The organism is Streptomyces phaeoluteigriseus (assembly GCF_001896135.2).
GTDB lineage: Bacteria > Actinomycetota > Actinomycetes > Streptomycetales > Streptomycetaceae > Streptomyces > Streptomyces phaeoluteigriseus.
On record NZ_MPOH02000015.1, the window covers coordinates 112648 to 130717 of the forward strand.

Annotated in this window: 16 protein-coding genes and 3 pseudogenes; 13 read left to right on the forward strand and 6 right to left on the reverse strand. The window is 73.0% G+C overall.

What is annotated here, in order from left to right; genetic code table 11:
* The first annotated feature begins 34 nt into the window (after positions 1–34).
* Positions 35–721 (forward strand): esterase/lipase family protein, encoded by a 687-nt coding sequence (locus tag BM536_RS18340; RefSeq protein WP_073494780.1) that lies wholly within the window; start codon positions 35–37, stop codon positions 719–721.
* An 80-nt stretch (positions 722–801) separates the two neighbouring features.
* Positions 802–1497, forward strand: a complete 696-nt coding sequence (locus tag BM536_RS18345; protein WP_073494782.1) for a class I SAM-dependent methyltransferase — start codon at positions 802–804, stop codon at positions 1495–1497.
* Positions 1498–1516: 19 nt separating this feature from the next.
* Here the strand turns inward: BM536_RS18345 and BM536_RS18350 are convergent, their stop codons facing one another.
* Both BM536_RS18350 and BM536_RS18355 read right to left on the reverse strand, forming a co-directional pair.
* On the reverse strand, positions 1517–1891 hold the full coding sequence (locus tag BM536_RS18350; RefSeq protein ID WP_094103216.1) for a fic family toxin-antitoxin system, toxin component: 375 nt from the start codon (positions 1889–1891) through the stop codon (positions 1517–1519).
* A gap of 4 nt (positions 1892–1895) precedes the next feature.
* Positions 1896–2138, reverse strand: a complete 243-nt coding sequence (locus BM536_RS18355; protein ID WP_073494786.1) for a toxin-antitoxin system, antitoxin component — start codon at positions 2136–2138, stop codon at positions 1896–1898.
* A gap of 137 nt (positions 2139–2275) precedes the next feature.
* Here BM536_RS18355 and BM536_RS18360 point away from each other — a divergent pair, with 137 nt between their 5' ends.
* From BM536_RS18360 to mug, 8 genes and pseudogenes are all read left to right on the forward strand, one after another.
* Positions 2276–3082, forward strand: a complete 807-nt coding sequence (locus BM536_RS18360) for an ABC transporter ATP-binding protein (protein ID WP_073494788.1) — start codon at positions 2276–2278, stop codon at positions 3080–3082.
* 4 nt (positions 3083–3086) lie between these two features.
* Positions 3087–5653 (forward strand): annotated as a pseudogene (locus BM536_RS18365) (ABC transporter permease).
* 187 nt (positions 5654–5840) lie between these two features.
* Positions 5841–6266: a GNAT family N-acetyltransferase gene (locus BM536_RS18370; RefSeq protein WP_094103217.1), complete on the forward strand. Its 426-nt coding sequence runs from the start codon at positions 5841–5843 to the stop codon at positions 6264–6266.
* Positions 6267–6469: 203 nt separating this feature from the next.
* Positions 6470–7804, forward strand: a complete 1335-nt coding sequence (locus tag BM536_RS18375) for a hemolysin family protein (RefSeq protein WP_073494792.1) — start codon at positions 6470–6472, stop codon at positions 7802–7804.
* Positions 7801–8814 carry a hemolysin family protein gene (locus tag BM536_RS18380; RefSeq protein ID WP_073494794.1) on the forward strand — a complete coding sequence of 338 codons (1014 nt, stop codon included), beginning with the start codon at positions 7801–7803 and terminating at the stop codon, positions 8812–8814. The genes BM536_RS18375 and BM536_RS18380 overlap by 4 nt, the downstream gene beginning before the upstream one ends.
* Before the next feature lie 62 nt (positions 8815–8876).
* Complete coding sequence (locus BM536_RS18385; protein WP_073494796.1) at positions 8877–9665, forward strand: SGNH/GDSL hydrolase family protein; 789 nt, start codon at positions 8877–8879, stop codon at positions 9663–9665.
* 115 nt (positions 9666–9780) lie between these two features.
* A complete protein-coding gene (gene purB / locus BM536_RS18390; RefSeq protein WP_073494798.1) occupies positions 9781–11223 on the forward strand; it encodes an adenylosuccinate lyase in 1443 nt (480 codons plus the stop codon).
* Positions 11224–11267: 44 nt separating this feature from the next.
* Complete coding sequence (gene mug, locus BM536_RS18395; RefSeq protein WP_281258584.1) at positions 11268–11765, forward strand: G/U mismatch-specific DNA glycosylase; 498 nt, start codon at positions 11268–11270, stop codon at positions 11763–11765.
* Positions 11766–11788: 23 nt separating this feature from the next.
* Here the strand turns inward: mug and BM536_RS18400 are convergent, their stop codons facing one another.
* The 3 genes and pseudogenes from BM536_RS18400 to BM536_RS18410 form a co-directional block, all read right to left on the reverse strand.
* Positions 11789–12229 (reverse strand): hypothetical protein, encoded by a 441-nt coding sequence (locus BM536_RS18400; protein WP_073494802.1) that lies wholly within the window; start codon positions 12227–12229, stop codon positions 11789–11791.
* Between the two features lie 58 nt (positions 12230–12287).
* On the reverse strand, positions 12288–13010 hold the full coding sequence (locus tag BM536_RS18405; RefSeq protein ID WP_073494804.1) for an ABC transporter permease: 723 nt from the start codon (positions 13008–13010) through the stop codon (positions 12288–12290).
* Position 13011: 1 nt separating this feature from the next.
* A pseudogene (locus BM536_RS18410) lies at positions 13012–13931 on the reverse strand (ABC transporter ATP-binding protein).
* 108 nt (positions 13932–14039) lie between these two features.
* On the opposite strand from BM536_RS18410, the gene BM536_RS18415 reads away from it, so the two are divergent.
* The 3 genes from BM536_RS18415 (at position 14040) to BM536_RS18425 (ending at position 17129) form a co-directional block, all read left to right on the forward strand.
* Positions 14040–15194, forward strand: coding sequence for a sensor histidine kinase (locus BM536_RS18415; RefSeq protein WP_073494806.1), 1155 nt, complete (start codon positions 14040–14042; stop codon positions 15192–15194).
* Positions 15195–15208: 14 nt separating this feature from the next.
* Positions 15209–15883 carry a response regulator gene (locus tag BM536_RS18420; RefSeq protein ID WP_094103218.1) on the forward strand — a complete coding sequence of 225 codons (675 nt, stop codon included), beginning with the start codon at positions 15209–15211 and terminating at the stop codon, positions 15881–15883.
* 88 nt (positions 15884–15971) lie between these two features.
* On the forward strand, positions 15972–17129 hold the full coding sequence (locus BM536_RS18425; protein WP_094103219.1) for an ROK family transcriptional regulator: 1158 nt from the start codon (positions 15972–15974) through the stop codon (positions 17127–17129).
* A 120-nt stretch (positions 17130–17249) separates the two neighbouring features.
* Here BM536_RS18425 and BM536_RS18430 read toward each other — a convergent pair.
* A pseudogene (locus tag BM536_RS18430) lies at positions 17250–18010 on the reverse strand (GntR family transcriptional regulator).
* Between the last annotated feature and the right edge of the window lie 60 nt (positions 18011–18070).

Sequence of the window (18070 nt, forward strand, 5' to 3'; positions counted from 1 at the left end):
ACTCCTGACAACCCCACCCGTTTCAGGAGGCATCATGCAGCGCGGCAGGCGTCGCATCGCCGCGGTCCTCTCGGCCGTGGTCACTTCGCTCCTTCTGGCACTCTCCTTCTCCGCTCCCCCCGCACACGCGGCGACGCGCGATCCGGTCGTCCTCGTCCACGGCATCAGCAGTTCCGCGAGCAGTTGGGACGACTGGGTCGCGAACTTCAGGGCGGACGGCTACACGGCCGTCGAGCTGGACGCGTGGTCGTACAGCTGGTCCCAGTCGAACGTCACCACCGCCCGGCAACTGGCGACCGAGATCCAGAACGTGCTGGCGCGCACCGGCGCGAGCAAGGTGGACCTCGTGGTGCACTCCATGGGCGCGCTCAGCTCCCGCTACTACCTCAAGAACCTCGGCGGTACGGCGTACGTGGACGACTTCGTCTCCGTCGCCGGCACCAACCACGGCACGTCGACCGCCTCGCTGTGCGCGTGGCTGTACACCTCGTGCGCGGAGATGCAGCCCGGCAGCTCGTTCCTCACCGCGCTGAACTCCGGCGACGAGACGCCGGGCAGCGTGACGTACGCGAGCTACTGGTCGAACTGCGACGAGGCGATCAATCCGGATTCCTCGGCGCTGCTGAGCGGGGCGACCAACGTCGGCGTCGGGTGTGTGTCGCACACGGACACCAACAACGACCCCGGCATCTACGAGCAGGTGCACGCGTTCGTCCAGTGACACCGGTGTGCGGCGGCGGGAGTGCGACGGGCCCGTACGGGGGAGGATCCCGGTAGGCCCGTCCTGCCCGGGAGGTCGCCATGCCACTACGGTCCACCGGCTCCGGCAAGGTGGCCGGTGACCCCGTCCACCACCCGCTGTTCGCGCGCTGCTACGCCCGGGTGAGCGTGGCCGCGGAGACCCGCGGGGGCCTGGCCGCACTGCGCGGCCGGCTGGTCGCGGGGCTCTCCGGCCGCGTGATCGAGATCGGCGCGGGCAACGGCCTGAACTTCGCGCACTACCCGCGAACGGTCTCCGAGGTCGTCGCGATCGAGCCGGAGCGGCTGCTGCGCACGCTGGCGGTGCAGGCCGCCCTGCGGGCCGAGGTGCCGGTGGATGTCGCGCCGGGCGCGGCCGAGGCCCTGCCGGTCAAGAGCGAGGCATTCGACGCCGTGGTGCTCTCGCTGGTCCTGTGCAGCGTGCGGGACCTGCCGCGGGCCCTCTCCGAGGTACGGCGCGTGCTGCGGCCCGGTGGCGAGGTGCGGTTCCTGGAGCACGGTACGGGCGGCGGCCCGGCGATGGCCTTCACCCAGCGCGCCCTGGACCGGACGGTGTGGCCGCTCGTCAGCGGCGGCTGCCACCTCTCCCGCGACCCGGTGGGCGCCCTGCGCGAGGCCGGGTTCGAACTCGGTCCGTACCGGAGGCTGCTGGTACCGGAGAAGGGCCCGGTCCTGCCGTCGTCGTACTGCAGGCTGGGCACGGCCTGGCGGCCGGTCACCGACGGGACGCGCGGTTAGGGGCTGTCGGCGAGGCGGTTCACTCGCTCCACCGGCGCAGTTCCCGCGTGATGTCGTGCACCGACGCCTCGCCGGTCTTGACCAGCCGGGCCAGGTCGCGGACCTGCTCGGGGGAGGTCACGACCTTCGCTCCGCTCGCCACCAGGTAGGCGTAGGCGACGGCGCAGGCGAAGAGGGCGTTCGAGCGCTCGAGCGCCGGGACGTGCAGCAGGAGCTGGAGGAGTGAGGCCGCGCGGGCGTGCGGCGAGTCGTACACGAGGACGTCGAAGATCCGGGCGTCATGGCGTGCCACCGCCGCCACCAGTGCTCCCCAGTCGGTGACCTGGGGGTCTCCGGGTGTCTTCTGTTCGGCGATCATCAGGAGCCATGCGAGGTCGATCGTGAGGTCGCTCAAGGGGTCAGCGGCGACCTTCGTGGGTGCCGCCCTCGCCTGCGGCGCCGAACTCCTCCGCGAAGACGTTCTCGTACTGCTTCATGAAGTCGGCGGCGGCCTCGACGAAGGTGTGACCCGCCTCGCCGGCGTCCTGCCTGACCAGTTCCTCGATGTAGCGGTTCACGCTCATGCCGCGCGCGGTGGCGCGTTCGCGGGCGGCCTTGGCCGTGCCCTCGTCCACGCGGACGTTCAGCTGGGTCTTCGCCATACCTCGAAGCTAGCGCCGAACCGCTAGCATGGGCAAGGGCGGACTCGCGCCGAAAAGGGATACCGGGTGTGCGCCCGGTCACACTACGCTCGGCCGGGACAACGACACGGCACGTCCACGCGAGCGAGGAGGCAGCCTTGTCCACACCTGCTGCGCAGCACGCCCCCGGTCTGGCCTCCGCCGAGGACCTGGCGGCCCGCGCCCGGGGTCTGACGAAGGCGTACGGCTCGGGTGAGACGACGGTGCTCGCCCTGGACTCGGTGGACGTGGACATCGTCCGCGGTCGCTTCACCGCGGTCATGGGGCCGTCGGGCTCCGGGAAGTCCACCCTGATGCACTGCCTGGCCGGACTCGACACCGTCTCCGCCGGACAGGTGTGGCTGGGCGACACCGAGATCACGGGGCTGAAGGAGCGCGAGCTGACCCGGCTCCGGCGGGACCGGATCGGGTTCATGTTCCAGTCGTTCAATCTCATCCCGACGCTCAACGCGGTCGAGAACATCACCCTGCCGATGGACATCGCCGGCCAGAAGCCGGACCAGAGGTGGCTGGACCAGGTGATCGACACACTCGGCCTGCGCGACCGCCTCGAGCACCGGCCGTCCCAGCTCTCCGGCGGGCAGCAGCAGCGCGTGGCGTGTGCCCGCGCGCTCGCCTCCCGCCCGGAGCTGATCTTCGCCGACGAGCCGACCGGCAACCTGGACTCGCGCGCCGGTCTGGAGGTCCTCGCGTTCCTGCGCCAGGCGGTGGACGACCTGGGCCAGACCGTCGTCATGGTCACCCACGACCCCGGCGCCGCCACCCACTCCGACCTCGTGCTCTTCCTCGCCGACGGGCGGCTGGTGGACGAGATGGAACGACCCACGGCAGCAGCGGTGCTGGAGCGCATGAAGCGCTTCGACCTGATCCGCGCCCAGGCGGGCGCGGCCCCCGAGGAGGACTGAGCAGGTGCTGAGGGCGACACTGAGGAGCTTCCTCGCGCACAAGGGGCGGCTGCTGCTCTCGGCCCTCGCCGTCGTGCTGTCGGTGGCGTTCGTCGCGGGCAGCCTGATCTTCTCAGACACGGTCGCTCGCACCTTCGACCGCCTGTTCGCGTCCACCTCGGCCGACGTGACCGTGGAACCGCGGGACGACCTCGAGGCCTCGGTGCCGACCGGCGCCGTCCAGACCGTGCCCACCTCCCTCACCGGCCGGGTGGCCGCCGTCGACGGGGTCGCCTCGGCACACGCCGACGTGAGCGTGGAGAACATCACCGTCGTCGACAGCGCGAACAGGTCCGTCGGACCGACCACCGGCGCGCCCACCATCGCCACCGACTGGTACGTCACCGACCGCAGCCCGGTGGAACTGACCTCCGGACGCGTCCCGCGCGGCGCGGGCGAGGCCGTCCTCGACGCCGACACCGCCGACAGGAAGGACGTGCGGACCGGTGACACGCTGACCGTGCTGGCCCAGCCGGGCTCGTTCCGGGTCGAGGTCGTCGGCATCGCCACCTTCAAGACCACCAACCCCGGCAGCGCCCTCGTCTTCCTCGACCCCGAGATCGCCGCGACCCGGCTGCTGGGCTCCGCGGACCTGGCCACGAGCATCTCCGTGGAGGCGGCGAACGGGGTGACCGACGAGGAGCTGAAGCCCCGGGTGGCCGCCGCGCTCGGCTCCGGGCCCTACGACGTGCGCACCGCCGACGAACAGGCCACGTCGGCGGCGGAGGACCTCGGCGGCTTCCTCGACGTCATCAAGTACGTGATGCTCGGATTCGCCGGGATCGCCGTGCTGGTGGGCGTCTTCCTGATCGTCAACACGTTCTCGATGCTGATCGCGCAGCGCACCCGGGAGCTCGGCCTGCTGCGCGCCCTGGGCGCCGACCGCCGCCAGGTGCGGCGCTCGGTCCTCACCGAGGCCGTGCTGCTCGGCCTGGTCGGCTCGACCGTGGGCCTCGCGGCCGGCATCGGCATGGCGGCGGGCCTGATCCGCCTCATGAGCGCCTTCGGTATGAACCTCGACACCGCCGAGATGGTCATCGGCTGGGTCACCCCCGTCTCGGCGTACGTGGTCGGCGTCGGCGTCACCTTCGTGGCCGCCTACCTCCCGGCCCGCCGCGCGGCCACGGTGTCTCCGATGGCGGCCCTGGCGGACGCGGACGTGGCCGGGGTGGGACGGCCACTGAAGGTGCGCGCGGTGGTCGGGGCCGCACTCGGCACCCTGGGCGTGGCCGCCCTGGTGGGCTGCGCGACCGCGTCGGAGACGGCGTCCGCCGCCTCCCTGCTGGGTCTCGGTGTCGTCCTCACCCTGATCGCGACGGTCGTCGCGGGCCCGCTGCTCGTCCGCCCGGTGATCCGGGTGCTCGGCGGGGCCTTCCCGGCGCTGTTCGGGTCGATCGGCCGGATGAGCCAGCGCAACGCCCTGCGCAACCCGCGCCGCACCGGCGCGACCGCCGCCGCGCTGATGGTGGGGCTCGCGCTGGTGGGCGGCATGTCGGTGGCGAGCGCCTCGATGTCGAAGTCCTTCGACCAGCAGATCGACGACACCCTCGGCGCCGACTTCGTCATCCAGAACACCAACCTCATCCCCTTCTCCCGGGAGGTCACCGACCGGGTCCGCGACACCGACGGCGTGGGCCTCGTCGTACGGCAGCGGTTCGCGCCGGTCGCCGTACGGCTGCCCGACGGCCGGCGGATCAGGACCACGGCCGCCGGATACGACAGCCAGGTCGACGAGGTCGCCCATGTGACGTACGCGCGCGGGAACACGGCCGCCGCGCTGGCCGACGGGGCGATCGCCATGGACGTCGACTTCGCCGAGGAGCACGGCGTACGGGTCGGCAGTGTGCTCCCCGTCCAGTTCCCCGGTGAGCGGACCGCGTCGTTCCGGGTGGGTGCGCTCACGACCAGGACGCCGCCGAGGGCTTCGGCATGCAGGGCGGCCTGTTCTTCGGCATCGGGACCGTCGAGAAGTACGTGCCGGGCGGGCAGGACTCCGCGCTGTACGTCAACGCGGCCGCCGGCACGGACGCGGACCGGCTCAGGTCCCGGCTGGAACGGACCCTCGACCCCTACCCGCAGGTGCAGGCGCGCGACCAGGCCGACTACAAGGACCTGGTGCACGACCAGATCGCCGTGCTGCTGTACCTCGTGTACGCGCTGCTCGGCCTGGCGATCGTGATCGCGGTGCTCGGCGTGGTCAACACCCTCGCCCTGTCGGTCGTCGAGCGGACCCGGGAGATCGGCCTGCTGCGAGCGATCGGGCTGTCCCGGCGGCAGTTGCGCCGGATGATCCGGCTGGAGTCGGTGGTGATCGCGGTGTTCGGCGCGGTCCTGGGGCTGGCGCTGGGGCTGGTGTGGGGGGTGTGCACCCAGCAGGTGCTGGCCCTGCAGGGCATGAAGGCACTGGCGATCCCGTGGACCACGATCGTCGCGGTCGTCGTCGGCTCGGCGGTGGTCGGTGTGGTGGCGGCGCTGCTGCCGGCGCTGCGGGCCTCGCGGATGAACGTGCTGGCGGCCATCGCGCACGAGTGAGGGAAGCGCGGCGGAGACCCGGGGGGCGCCGCCCGGTCAGGGCCGGGGGGTGCCGCCACGTCGTGTGCGTGGCCGGTCCCCGACCGGCGCCGCGGCCGCCCGGGGTGGAGATGGCGGGGCGGACGCGGCGGTCGTCCGGATGATGGAATCCCGCGCCGCGGTGTGCCGAGCGTGGTGGGATCGGCCCATGTCTGATCTGCGCATACGGGCCGCGACGCCCGACGACCTGGACACCGTGCTGGCCTTCTGGAAGACGGCCGCCGAAGGCACGAGCATCAGCGACGACCGGGAGGGCGTGGAGCGGCTCGTCGCCCGCGACCCGGGCGCGCTGATCCTGGCGGAGCGCGGCGGCGAGCTGGTGGGCACGGTGATCGCCGGGTTCGACGGCTGGCGCTGCCACCTCTACCGACTGGCGGCGCATCCGGCGTACCGCCGCCAGGGCATCGGCTCGGCGCTGCTCGCCGCCGCGGAGGAACGGTTCGTCGGGCTCGGTGGTCGGCGCGCCGACGCCATGGTGCTGACGCGCAACGAGACCGCCCACCATGCCTGGCGGGCGGCGGGGTACACGCCGGAGGAGAAGTGGCGGCGCTGGGTGAAGCCGCTCACCGGCTGAACCGGGAGCGGGTCTGTCGCCCTTTGCCGATCCTTTACCATTGGGGGGCCTACGGACCATACGGTCCCTCTCACCCGTACTGTTCCGTCATCGGTTCACCGACTTCACGAAAGGTGTGAGCGTCCGCCCATGGGCGAGCCTCCCAGTATCCGACATCGCGCGATCCACCCTGCCCTGTCCGATCATGGGACGGAGGTGAACCGGTGATGGAACTGCTCCTGCTGTTGGTGGCGATCCTGCTGTCGCTCGCGTGCGGTGCCTTCGTCGCCGCGGAGTTCTCGCTGACCACGGTCGAACGCGGCGAACTGGAGCGGGCCGTGGAGCGCGGCGAGCGCGGCGCGGCCGGCGCCCTCAAGGCCGTCCGCAATCTCACCTTCCAGCTCTCCGGCGCCCAGCTCGGCATCACCGTCACCAACCTGGTCGTCGGCATGCTCGCCGAACCCTCGATCGCCAAGCTGATCTCCGGCCCGCTGAGGTCCCTGGGTCTGTCGGACGCGGCGGCGAGTTCGACCGCCCTGGTGCTGGGCACGGCACTGTCCACGGTGTTCCTGATGGTCGTCGGCGAACTGGTGCCGAAGAACTGGGCCATCTCCGCCCCGCTGGTCATGGCCAAGCGGGTGGGCAACGCGCAGCGCTGGTTCAGCGCCGCCTTCCGGCCCTTCATCAGTCACCTCAACAACACCGCCAACCTGGTGGTACGCCGGTTCGGCCTGGAGCCCGCCGAGGAGCTGGCCTCCGCCCGCGGCCCCCAGGAGCTGGCGGCGCTGGCCCGGCACTCGGCCCGGCAGGGCGCCCTGGAGGCGGACACCGCCGAGCTGTTCGTGCGCACGCTGAACCTGGCCGACCTCACCGCGGAGAACGTGATGACCCCGCGCGTGCAGGTGATCGCCCTCGACGCCCAGGCGACCTGCGAGGACGTGGCGAACGCGACCCGGGCGACGGGCCTGTCCCGCTTCCCGGTGTACCGCGGCGGCCTGGACACCGTCGTCGGCACCGCGCACATCAAGGACGTCCTGGCCGTGCCGGCGGAGCACCGCGCGCGCGTGCCCGTCGCCGAGCTGATGCGCGAACCCCTGCTGGTCCCCGAGTCCCTGACCGTGGACCGCCTCCTCGACCGGCTCTCCGGCAAGCGGACGATGGCCGTGGTCATCGACGAGTACGGCGGTACGGCGGGCGTGGCGACACTGGAGGACATCGTCGAGGAGGTCGTCGGCGAGGTCCGTGACGAGCACGACCCGCACGAGACTCCCGACCTGGCCCGCGCGGGCACCGACGACGAGGGCCGCCAGACGTACTCGGCCGACGGCGCCGCCCGCACCGACCAGCTCGCACGCGTGGGACTGAACGCCCCCGAGGGCCCCTACGAGACCCTCGCCGGTCTCGTCGCCACCGAGCTGGGCCGTATCCCGGCCGTCGGCGACAGCGTGGACGTGGCCGGCTGGCGCATGGACGTCGTCGACGCCTCCGGGCGCCGGGCCGCGCGCGTCCTGCTGCACGCCCCGCTCGTCAAGAACCCCGTGGAAGGAGCCGACCGGTGACCGCCGTCCAACTGCTCATCGGCCTGGCGACCCTGGTCGTCAACGCCTTCTTCGTCGGCGCGGAGTTCGCGCTGATCTCGGTACGCCGCTCCCAGATCGAGCCGTACGCCGAGCAGGGCGACCGGCGCGGCAAGAGCGTGCTGTGGGGTCTGGAGCACGTGTCGGCGCTGCTGGCGGCCGCCCAGCTCGGCATCACCCTGTGCACCCTGGTCCTCGGTGTGGTCGCCGAACCGGCGATCGAGCACCTGCTGGAGCCGGCGTTCCACGCGATCGGCGTCCCCGAGGGCGCGGGCCATGTGGTGTCGTTCGTGATCGCGCTCAGCCTGGCGACGTATCTGCACATGCTGCTCGGCGAGATGGTGCCGAAGAACATCGCGCTCGCCGAGCCGGTGCGCAGCGCGCTGCTGCTGGGCCCGCCGCTGGTCGCGCTGTCCCGCGCGCTGCGGCCGGTGATCTTCACCATCAACGCCTTCGCCAACGGTCTGCTGAAGCTGTTGCGGGTCGAGACGAAGGACGAGGTCACGGCCACGTTCTCGGACGCGGAACTGGCGCAGATCGTGCGGGACGCCGGCGAGGCGGGCCTGCTCGACGACCGCGCCCAGGAGCGGCTGCACGACGCCCTGGAGCTGGGCCGGCGCCCGGTGCGGGATGTCGTCCTGCCACTGGAACGCGTCGTCTACGCGCGCGTGGGCGTCACCCCGGAGGAGCTGGAACGGTTGGGCGCCGAGTCCGGTTTCTCCCGCTTCCCCGTGGTGGACGAGGGGCGCCGGATCGTCGGCTACCTGCATGTGAAGGACGCGCTGGACGCCTCGCCGCGGGACGAGCCGTTCCGGGTGCGGGACCTGCGGCCCATCGCCCGGGTGCGGGAGACGACTCCGCTGGACGACGTGCTCACCGCGATGCGCGGCAGCCGCACCCATCTGGCGGCCGCGCTCGGCTCCGACGGGCGGCTCGCCGGGCTGGTCACCATGGAGGACGTGCTGCGGGAGCTGTTCGGGCAGCGGGCCTGAGACCGGCGGCGGGGGGGTGACCGACCGCTGGGTATGGCGGGCGGGTTAGCATCTCTGACGCCATGCAGACGAACACCACTCCCCCTTACTCCAGCCTGGTCGCGGTCGGCGACTCCTTCACCGAGGGCATGTCGGACCTGCTGCCCGACGGCACCTACCGCGGCTGGGCGGACCTCCTCGCGGGCCGGATGGCCGCGCACACCCCCGGCTTCCGCTACGCCAACCTGGCGGTGCGCGGCAAGCTGATCGGCCAGATCGTCGAGGAGCAGGTGCCGGTCGCGGCCACCATGGGCGCCGACGTCATCACCCTGGTCGGCGGCCTGAACGACACCCTGCGCCCCAAGTGCGACATGGTCCGGGTGCGCGACCTGCTGACGGAGGCCGTGGAGCGGCTCGCCCCCTCCTGCAAGCAGCTCGTGTTGATGCGCAGCCCCGGCCGGCAGGGCCCCGTCCTCGCACGGTTCCGGCCGCGCATGGAGGAGCTGTTCGCCTGCGTCGACGGCCTCGCCGCCCGGCACGGCGCGCTGGTCGTCGACCTGTACGGCGCCCCGTCCCTGGGCGACCCGCGGATGTGGGACGTGGACCGGCTGCACCTGACGGCCGAGGGGCACCGCCGGATCGCCGAGGCCGTCTGGCAGGGTCTCGGTTACGACCCCGAGGACACCGGCTGGCACGAGCCGATGCCCGCGACCGTGCCGCCCGCCTGGGTCGCCCGCCGGGTGGCCGACGCCCGGTTCGCCCGGCGGTATCTGCTGCCCTGGATAGCCCGCCGCCTCACCGGCCGCTCCTCGGGCGACGGCCTCCCCCCGAAGCGCCCCGACCTGCTGCCGTACGAGGGACCGCGGCGGTAGCCGGGCGTGACCCGGGTCTCCCGCGGCGGTAGCCGTGCGTGACCCGGGTCTCGTAGGTTCCGCCGAACAGGGCCATGGCGCTGGCCTGCACGAATCGCCAGTAGAATCCGTACCCGTGACTTCCGCTCCCGCCAAGCCCCGCATCCCCAATGTTCTCGCCGGACGCTACGCCTCCGCCGAGCTGGCCACGCTCTGGTCGCCCGAGCAGAAGGTGAAGCTGGAGCGTCAGCTCTGGCTCGCCGTGCTGCGGGCCCAGAAGGACCTCGGGATCGAGGTGCCGGAGTCGGCGATCGCCGACTACGAGCGTGTTCTCGACCAGGTCGACCTGGCCTCCATCGCCGAGCGCGAGAAGGTCACCCGGCACGATGTGAAGGCGCGGATCGAGGAGTTCAACGACCTCGCCGGGCACGAGCAGGTCCACAAGGGCATGACGTCCCGCGACCTCACGGAGAACGTCGAGCAGCTCCAGATGCGGCTGTCCCTGGAGCTGGTCCGCGACCGTACGGTGGCGGTGCTGGCCCGGCTGGGCAAGCTGGCCGGCGAGCACGCCGAGCTGGTCATGGCCGGCCGCTCGCACAACGTGGCCGCGCAGGCCACCACCCTGGGCAAGCGGTTCGCGACCGCGGCCGACGAGCTGCTCGTGGCGTACGGCCGGGTCGAGGAGCTGCTCGGCCGCTACCCGCTGCGCGGCATCAAGGGGCCGGTCGGCACCGCCCAGGACATGCTCGACCTGCTCGGCGGCGACGCTGCCAAGCTCGCGGAGCTGGAGCAGCGGATCGCCACGCACCTCGGCTTCTCGCAGGCGTTCACCTCGGTCGGCCAGGTCTACCCGCGCTCGCTGGACTACGAGGTCGTGACCTCGCTGGTGCAGCTGGCGGCGGCGCCGTCCTCGCTCGCCAGGACGATCCGGCTGATGGCCGGGCACGAGCTGGTGACCGAGGGCTTCAAGCCGGGCCAGGTCGGCTCCTCCGCGATGCCGCACAAGATGAACACGCGGTCCTGCGAGCGGGTCAACGGCCTGATGGTCGTCCTGCGTGGTTATGCCTCGATGACCGGTGAGCTGGCGGGCGACCAGTGGAACGAGGGCGATGTGTCCTGCTCGGTGGTGCGCCGGGTCGCGCTGCCGGACGCGTTCTTCGCGCTCGACGGTCTGCTGGAGACGTTCCTGACGGTGCTCGACGAGTTCGGTGCCTTCCCGGCCGTCGTCGCCCGTGAGCTGGACCGCTACCTGCCGTTCCTCGCCACCACCAAGGTCCTGATGGGCGCGGTGCGGGCGGGCGTCGGCCGGGAGCTGGCGCACGAGGCGATCAAGGAGAACGCCGTGGCCTGCGCGCTGGCGATGCGCGAGCAGGGCGCCGAGCGCAACGAACTGCTGGACAAGCTCGCCGCCGACGGGCGCATCCCGCTGGACCGCGCGCAGCTCGACGCCCTGATGGCCGACAAGCTGTCCTTCACGGGCGCCGCAGCCGACCAGGTGGCCATCGTCGTCGGCCGCATCGAGGAGATCGTGAAGCAGCGGCCGGAGGCCGCCGGTTACACCCCGGGGGCGATCCTCTGACCCGCTTCACCCAGGCGGAACTGGAGGCCGCCCGCGACCGTCTCGTGCCGGACGTCGTCGCGGGCGGCCTCCGCGTGCTGTTCTGCGGCATCAATCCGGGCCTGATGACTGCGGCGACCGGCCACCACTTCGCGCGGCCGGGCAACCGCTTCTGGCCGGTGCTGCACCTGTCCGGTTTCACCCCCCGGCTGCTGAAGCCGGAGGAGCAGGGGGAGCTGCCGTCCTACGGCCTCGGCATCACCAACGTGGTGGCGCGGGCGAGTGCGCGGGCCGATGAGCTGACGGCCGAGGAGTACCGCGAGGGTGGCCGGCTGCTCCGGGAGAAGGTGGTCCGGCTGAGGCCCCGCTGGCTGGCGGTGGTGGGCGTGACCGCCTACCGGGTGGCGTTCGACGAACGTACGGCCCGGGTGGGCCCGCAGGAGCGGCTGATCGGGGACACCCGCGTGTGGGTGCTGCCGAATCCGAGTGGGCTCAACGCGCATTGGACGGCGGCGACGATGGCGGAGGAGTTCGCTCGGCTGCGGGTGGCGGCCGAGGACTGACGCCGGGCCGCTGTGCGGTGCGGTCAGGGCGGGTCGGTGTCGGTGACGAGCAGGAGGAGCCGGACCTCGTCGTCCTGGTCGAGGTCGGCCACGCCGAGGGCGGCCCAGCGGCCCTGCTCGGGCAGCTCCCAGAGGTGGACGTCCCCCACGAGCAGGCTGAGCCGGGCCCACGGCTCGGGTATCTCCTCGTGCGCGGTGCGCAGCCGGACCGTCTGGAGACCGACGCGGTACGGCTCTCCCCAACGCTCGGTCAGTTTCCCCGCCAGGGCCTCCATGTCGTCGCGGAACCGCTCGACCTCGGCGAGGCGCAGCGCCGGGTCCGCCACCCGCAGGCCGTGGCTCGCCGCTAAGGGCGCGAGATGGAACCCCGGACCGCCCTCGCCGACGTCCGACGTGCTGTCCTGCGCGGGAAACCCCCGGGAGGACAGCACGTCCGCGAGAGCGAGGTACTTCTCCATGTCCATGAGATCCAGTAAACCCGCCGCCACTGACAATTGGCGCCGCGTCAGGGAGCGGGCCCGTTCAGGCGTCCCGGCGCCGTATCCGCCACGCTCCCGCCGCGAGGGCCGCTGCCGTCCACAGGGCGGTCACCGTCAGGCCGGTCCACGGCCCCAGCGAGCCGTCCCACGTTCCGTGCAGGGCGACTTGGCCCGCCCGGTCCGGTAGGAAGTCGGCGACGGAGCCGGACATGTCGCCGACCACGAAGGACACGATCAGCAGGAACGGGATGAGGATGCCGAGCGTGGCCGCCCCGCTGCGCAGAACGGCCGTCAGACCGGCGGCGAGGAGGGCCATCAGCGTGAGGTAGAGCCCGCAGCCGACGGACGCGCGCAGTCCTTCGGCCGTGCCGAACCCCTCGGCCCGCCCGCCGAGCGCCGCACGGCCCACGGCCCAGGTCAGCAGGCCGGTGACCAGGCCGACGACGAGGACGGGCAGGGCGATCGCCGTGGCCTTCGCGGCGAACCAGCGGCCGCGGCGCGGCACCGCGGCCAGGGACACGCGCAGTGCGCCGCCCTGGAACTCGGCCGCCATCGCCGTCGTCCCGAAGGCCACCGCCGCGACCTGGCCGAAGCTGACGCCGAAGAAGGCGGAGAACAGCGGGTCGGCGTCCGCGCCGTCCGTGTCGGCCACGGCGAGCAGGGAGAAGGCGACGGTGGCGAGGAGGATCCCGCACAAGGTGGCGGCCTGTGACCGCAGCGAACTGATCTTGATCCACTCGGCGTGGAGTGCGGGCGAGAATCCCATGTCAGGCCTCCTGGGGAGCGGCCGCGAACTCGGCTTCGGCGGTGGTCAGGTCGAGGTAGGCCTGCTCCAGCGTGCCTTCCTCGGCGGTCAGTTCGAGCAGTGGGAGGCCGGCCTCGGACGCGAGGCGGCCGATGTCGTCCACGCGCGCGTGGTCCACCGTCCAGTGCCCGTCGTCGTGGGCCACCGCCTCGTGACCGTGTCGGGCGAGAGCCTTCTCCAGGGCGGCGGGGTCGGAGGTGCGGACCCGGACGCGGGGCCGTACGCGCGCGTCGATGAAGTCCCGCATGGGGGTGTCGGCCAGCAGTCGGCCCCGGCCGAGGACGACGAGCTGGTCGGCGAAGGAGGCCGTCTCGTTCATGAGGTGGCTGGAGACCAGGACGGTGCGTCCCTCGCCCGCGAGGCGGCGCAGCAGCCCGCGGATCCAGACGATGCCCTCGGGGTCGAGGCCGTTCGAGGGCTCGTCGAGCAGCACCACCTCGGGGTCGCCGAGCAGGGCGGCGGCGATGCCCAGCCGCTGCCGCATGCCGAGCGAGTACGTCTTCACGCGGCGGCGCGCGGCCGGCGCGAGCCCGGTCTCCTCGAGCACCTCGTCGACCCGGCGGACGGGGATGCGGTTGCTCGCGGCGAGGGCCCGCAGATGGTCGCGGCCGGTGCGGGAGCCGTGCGGGGCCTGCGCGTCGAGCAACGCCCCGACGTGGCGCAGGGGTTCGGCAGCGTGGCGTAGGGGCGGCCGCCGACCGTGGCGCTGCCCGAGGTGGGCCGGTCGAGGCCGAGGACGAGGCGCAGCGTGGTGGACTTGCCGGCGCCGTTGGGGCCGAGGAAGCCGGTGACGCGGCCGGGCAGGACACGGAAGGTGAGCCGGTCCACGGCCCGCCGGGGGCCGAACTCCTTGGTGAGGTCACGGACGTCGATGCTGGTCATGGGACCACGGTGGCCGCCGGACCCGGTGGCGGGCCTCCCCCGCCGGTGGGGTCCGTCTCCCCCGCCCGGGGGAGACCGGTTGTCGGTGGTGCCTGTCACGATGGCCGCATGGGCCGATTCCTGCGCCCGCTGCTGCGGGGGACGACGTACACGCGACTGGTGCACCTGTGGGTGCCGATGCTGGTCGTGAGCGTCTGGCTGTTCATCGACATGTCGAAGCCGTGGGTTCCCGCGGTGGCCCTGATCCCGCTCGGGCTGATCCCCGCGGTGCGCACGGGTGAGGGGGTGCAGGCGCAGTTGCTGCTGTCTCCGGGCGTGCGGGATCCGGGGTTCTCCGTGGCTCCGGCGACGGCCTGGCGGGACCGGCTGCGCACGGTGCTGTGGCTGGAAGCGCGGATGGCACTCGGGGTCGTGACCAGCATCGCCTGTGTGTGGCTGCCGATCCTCGCCTACCTGCTGGCCGGCCTCGCGGGCGGGCGCGTGCCCCACGACGTCCCGGTGCTCGCCGATGCGACGCCGCACTGGTGGTACGCCCTGCTGGTGCCGCTGCCCCTCCTCGCCTGGTACGGAATCGTCGTCGGGCTCGGCGAGGCGGTCACCGCGCTCGCGCGACGGCTGCTCGGTCCCTCGGCGGGCGAGCGGCTCGCGGCCCTGGAGGAGCGCACCGAGCAGCTGCTGGAGCGCAACCGCATCGCCCACGAGCTGCACGACTCCATCGGGCACGCCCTGACGGTGGCCGTGGTGCAGGCGGGCGCGGCGCGGGCGGCGGGCGACCCGGCGTTCACCGATCGGGCGCTCGCCGCGATCGAGGAGACCGGCCGGACCGCGCTGGAGGACCTGGAGCGCGTCCTGGGGGTGCTGCGTGAGGCGGAGCGGCCGGTGAGCGGCCGGCCGACGCTGGCCGAGGCGGACCGGCTGCTGGAGTCGGCTCGCGCGTCGGGCGCGAAGGTGGACGCCGAGCTGGCCGGGGCGCTGGAGAGCGTGCCGGGTCCGGTGTCCCGCGAGGGCTACCGCATCCTCCAGGAGGCCCTGACCAACGCGCTGCGGCACGCGGGATCCGTTCCGGTCCTGGTCAGGATCGAGGTCGCCGCGGGCGTGCTCAGCCTGGAGGTCCGCAATCCGCTGACCGCGCACATGTCCGCCCCGGTCCGGGGCAGCGGACTGCGGGGCATCCACGAGCGGGCCGCGCTGCTCGGCGGGCGGGCGTCGACCGGCCCGGACCAGGGCGACTGGCAGGTGCGTGCGGAGCTGCCGCTGCGCTGATCTACGCTGACCCGATGCCGATCACCGTGCTCCTCGTCGACGACGAACCGCTGGTGCGCGCCGGGCTGCGGGCCGTGCTGGAGACGCAGCCCGACATCGAGGTCGTCGGGGAGGCCGCGGACGGGGCCGCGGTGATCCCGCTGGTGCGCCGGCTGCGGCCCGACGTGGTCGCCATGGACGTACGGATGCCGTTGATGGACGGGATCGAGGCCACGCGCGCGGTGCTGCGGACGGTCGACGGGCCGCCGCGGATCCTCGTCGTGACGACCTTCGAGAACGACGAGTACGTGTACGAGGCGCTGCGCGCGGGCGCGGACGGGTTCCTCCTGAAGCGGGCCCGGCCCGCCGAGATCGTGCACGCCGTACGGCTGGTGGCCGAGGGCGAGTCGCTCCTGTTCCCGGCGTCGGTCCGGCGGTTGGCCGCCTCGTACGGCGACGGGCCGGGGAACCGGGCGGCGCGCGACCTGCTGGAGCGGGCGCGGCTGACCGAGCGGGAGGCCGAGGTGCTGCGGCTGATGGCCCGTGGACTGTCCAACGCGGAGATAGCCGCGCGGCTGGTCGTCGGCACGGAGACCGTCAAGTCGCATGTGAGCGGGGTGCTGGCGAAGCTGGGGGCCCGCGATCGCACGCAGGCGGTGATCACGGCGTACGAGTCGGGGTTCGTCTCGGCGGGCCGGACCGGCACGTGAAGCCGGCCGGTGCGCGGTCCGCGCTCGCCGGGGTGCCCCGCGCCGAGTACGATCCGCCCCACACGCGCGAGAGCTGGGAGGACGGACGTTGGGGCGGCTGACCGGCGGGGATCCCTCGCTGCTGCGAAGGATCAATTCCGCGGTGGTGCTGCACGCTCTGCGTGCCACCGACTGCGCGACGCTCACGGAGATCACCCGGGTGACCGGGCTGTCCCGGCCGACCGTCGAGGGGGTCGTCGAGGACCTGATAGCGGCCGGACTCGTCGTCGAGAAGGCCGCCGAGGAGGGGGCCGCCCGGCGGCAGGGGCGTCCGGCACGCCGGTTCCGGTTCCGGGCCGAGGCCGGTCATCTGCTGGGCCTGGAGATCGGGGCGCACCGGGTGGCCGTCCTGCTGGCCGACCTGGACGGGCGGGTGCTCGGCGCGCAGGCCAAGGACGTCGACGAGACGGCGCCCGCCGACGAGCGGCTCGAACGGCTGCGGACAGCGGTCGCCGAGCTGCTGCGGCGGGCCGGGGTCCCCCGCAGTTCCCTGCGGGCCGTCGGCGTCGGCGCGCCGGGCATCGTGGAGGCGGACGGGACCGTACGGCTGGGCACCGCGCTGCCCGAGTGGACGGGGCTGCGGCTGGGCGAGCGGCTCAGCCGTTCCTTCAAGTGCCCGGTGCTGGTGGAGAACGACGCCAACGCCGCGGCCGTGGCCGAGCACTGGAAGGGCTCCGCCACCGAGTCCGACGACGTCGTGTTCGTGCTGGCGGGGCTGAGCCCGGGCGCGGGTTCGCTGATCGGCGGGCGGCTGCACCGCGGGTACGGCGGGGCGGCCGGGGAGATCGGCGCGCTGCACCTGCTGGGGCGCGGGGTGACTCCGGAAACGCTGCTGTCCACGACGGACGAGCCGCTGCATCCGCTGGACGAGCAGGCGGTCGCCGAGGTGTTCACGCAGGCACGCAAGGGCGACCGGCGGGCGCGGGCTGCCGTGGATCGCTTCATCCAGCGCCTGGTGCACGACGTGGCCGCGCTGGTCCTTGCCCTCGACCCCGAGCTGGTCGTGATCGGCGGCTGGGCGGCGGGCCTGGACGGTGTCCTGGAGCCGCTGCGGCGGGAGTTGGCGCGCTACTGTCTGCGCCCGCCGAAGGTGGCCCTGTCCCTGCTCGGTGAGGCGGCCGTGGCGACCGGGGCCCTGCGCCTGGCGCTCGACCACGTCGAGGAGCAGCTCTTCGCGGTGGAGGGCACGGTGACGGGCCGCGCGTGAGGCGCGCACCGCGGCCGGGGAACGCGGGCGCGCCCCGGAATGTCTCCGGGGCGCGTTCGTGCGTGCGGTCGGTGGCCGGTGCAGGCCGTTCAGGGAGCCTGCCGTGCGGTCACCGGGCGGTCAGGACGCCTGGCGTTCCGGGCCGTGGTGGATCTCCACGTTGCCCGAGGCGCCGAAGGTCAGGCGGCAGGTGTCCGCCCGGTAGGTGGCCAGGGAGAGTGCCGCGGTGCGGCCCCGCGTGAAGAAGCGGGTGGTGACGACGAGGACGGGCGCGCCGGGCAGCCGGTCGAGTTCCCTCGCGTCGTCGGCGCGGGCCGAGCCCAGCTCCACCGCGCGGTCCTGGCCCTCCAGCTCCAGTCGCTCGAGTTCGCGCAGTACCGCACGCGCGCGTGCCGTACCGGACGGGGTGTCGATCGCGGTCAGGTCGGGTACCGACGACCGCGGGACGTAGAGCAGTTCGGCGGCGACGGGCTGGCCGTGGGAGACCCGCGAGCGGCGCACGATGTGCACGGCCTCGTCGCGGTCGGTGCCGAGCGCGTCGGCGACGGCCGGCGGCGGGGCGCGACCGCGCAGTCGACGGGCTGCCAGGCGTCCTCGGACGCGCCGGGCCAGGCCTGCTGTTCGGCGCCGACGTCGACGCCCACCCGGGGCGGCGCGACGGTCGTGCCGACGCCGCGGCGGCGCTGGAGCCGCCCTTCCAGTTCGAGCTGCTCCAGGGCCTGCCGGAGCGTGGCGCGGGCGACGCCGAAGCGCGCGGCCAGGTCCCGCTCGTTGGGCAGGATCTCGCCCACGGTGAACTCCGAGTCCAGTGCCTCGCTGAGCACGGTCCTCAGATGCCAGTACTTCGGTTCCGGTACCGATTCCAGTTGCGTGGTCCCCACCCTGTCCTCCGCAATCGCCGTGGTACGGCGGCGTTTTCGCGCCCTTGTTTATTAAAGGTT

Excerpts from the sequence above, each read along its gene's own strand:
- BM536_RS18370 (WP_094103217.1), top strand. The coding sequence starts at position 5,841 with ATGTCTGATCTGCGCATACGGGCCGCGACGCCCGACGACCTGGACACC.
- BM536_RS18345 (WP_073494782.1), top strand. The coding sequence starts at position 802 with ATGCCACTACGGTCCACCGGCTCCGGCAAGGTGGCCGGTGACCCCGTC.
- BM536_RS18405 (WP_073494804.1), bottom strand. The coding sequence starts at position 13,010 with ATGGGATTCTCGCCCGCACTCCACGCCGAGTGGATCAAGATCAGTTCG.
- BM536_RS18385 (WP_073494796.1), top strand. The coding sequence starts at position 8,877 with ATGCAGACGAACACCACTCCCCCTTACTCCAGCCTGGTCGCGGTCGGC.
- BM536_RS18420 (WP_094103218.1), top strand. The coding sequence starts at position 15,209 with ATGCCGATCACCGTGCTCCTCGTCGACGACGAACCGCTGGTGCGCGCC.
- BM536_RS18415 (WP_073494806.1), top strand. The coding sequence starts at position 14,040 with ATGGGCCGATTCCTGCGCCCGCTGCTGCGGGGGACGACGTACACGCGA.
- BM536_RS18355 (WP_073494786.1), bottom strand. The coding sequence starts at position 2,138 with ATGGCGAAGACCCAGCTGAACGTCCGCGTGGACGAGGGCACGGCCAAG.
- BM536_RS18400 (WP_073494802.1), bottom strand. The coding sequence starts at position 12,229 with ATGGACATGGAGAAGTACCTCGCTCTCGCGGACGTGCTGTCCTCCCGG.
- BM536_RS18340 (WP_073494780.1), top strand. The coding sequence starts at position 35 with ATGCAGCGCGGCAGGCGTCGCATCGCCGCGGTCCTCTCGGCCGTGGTC.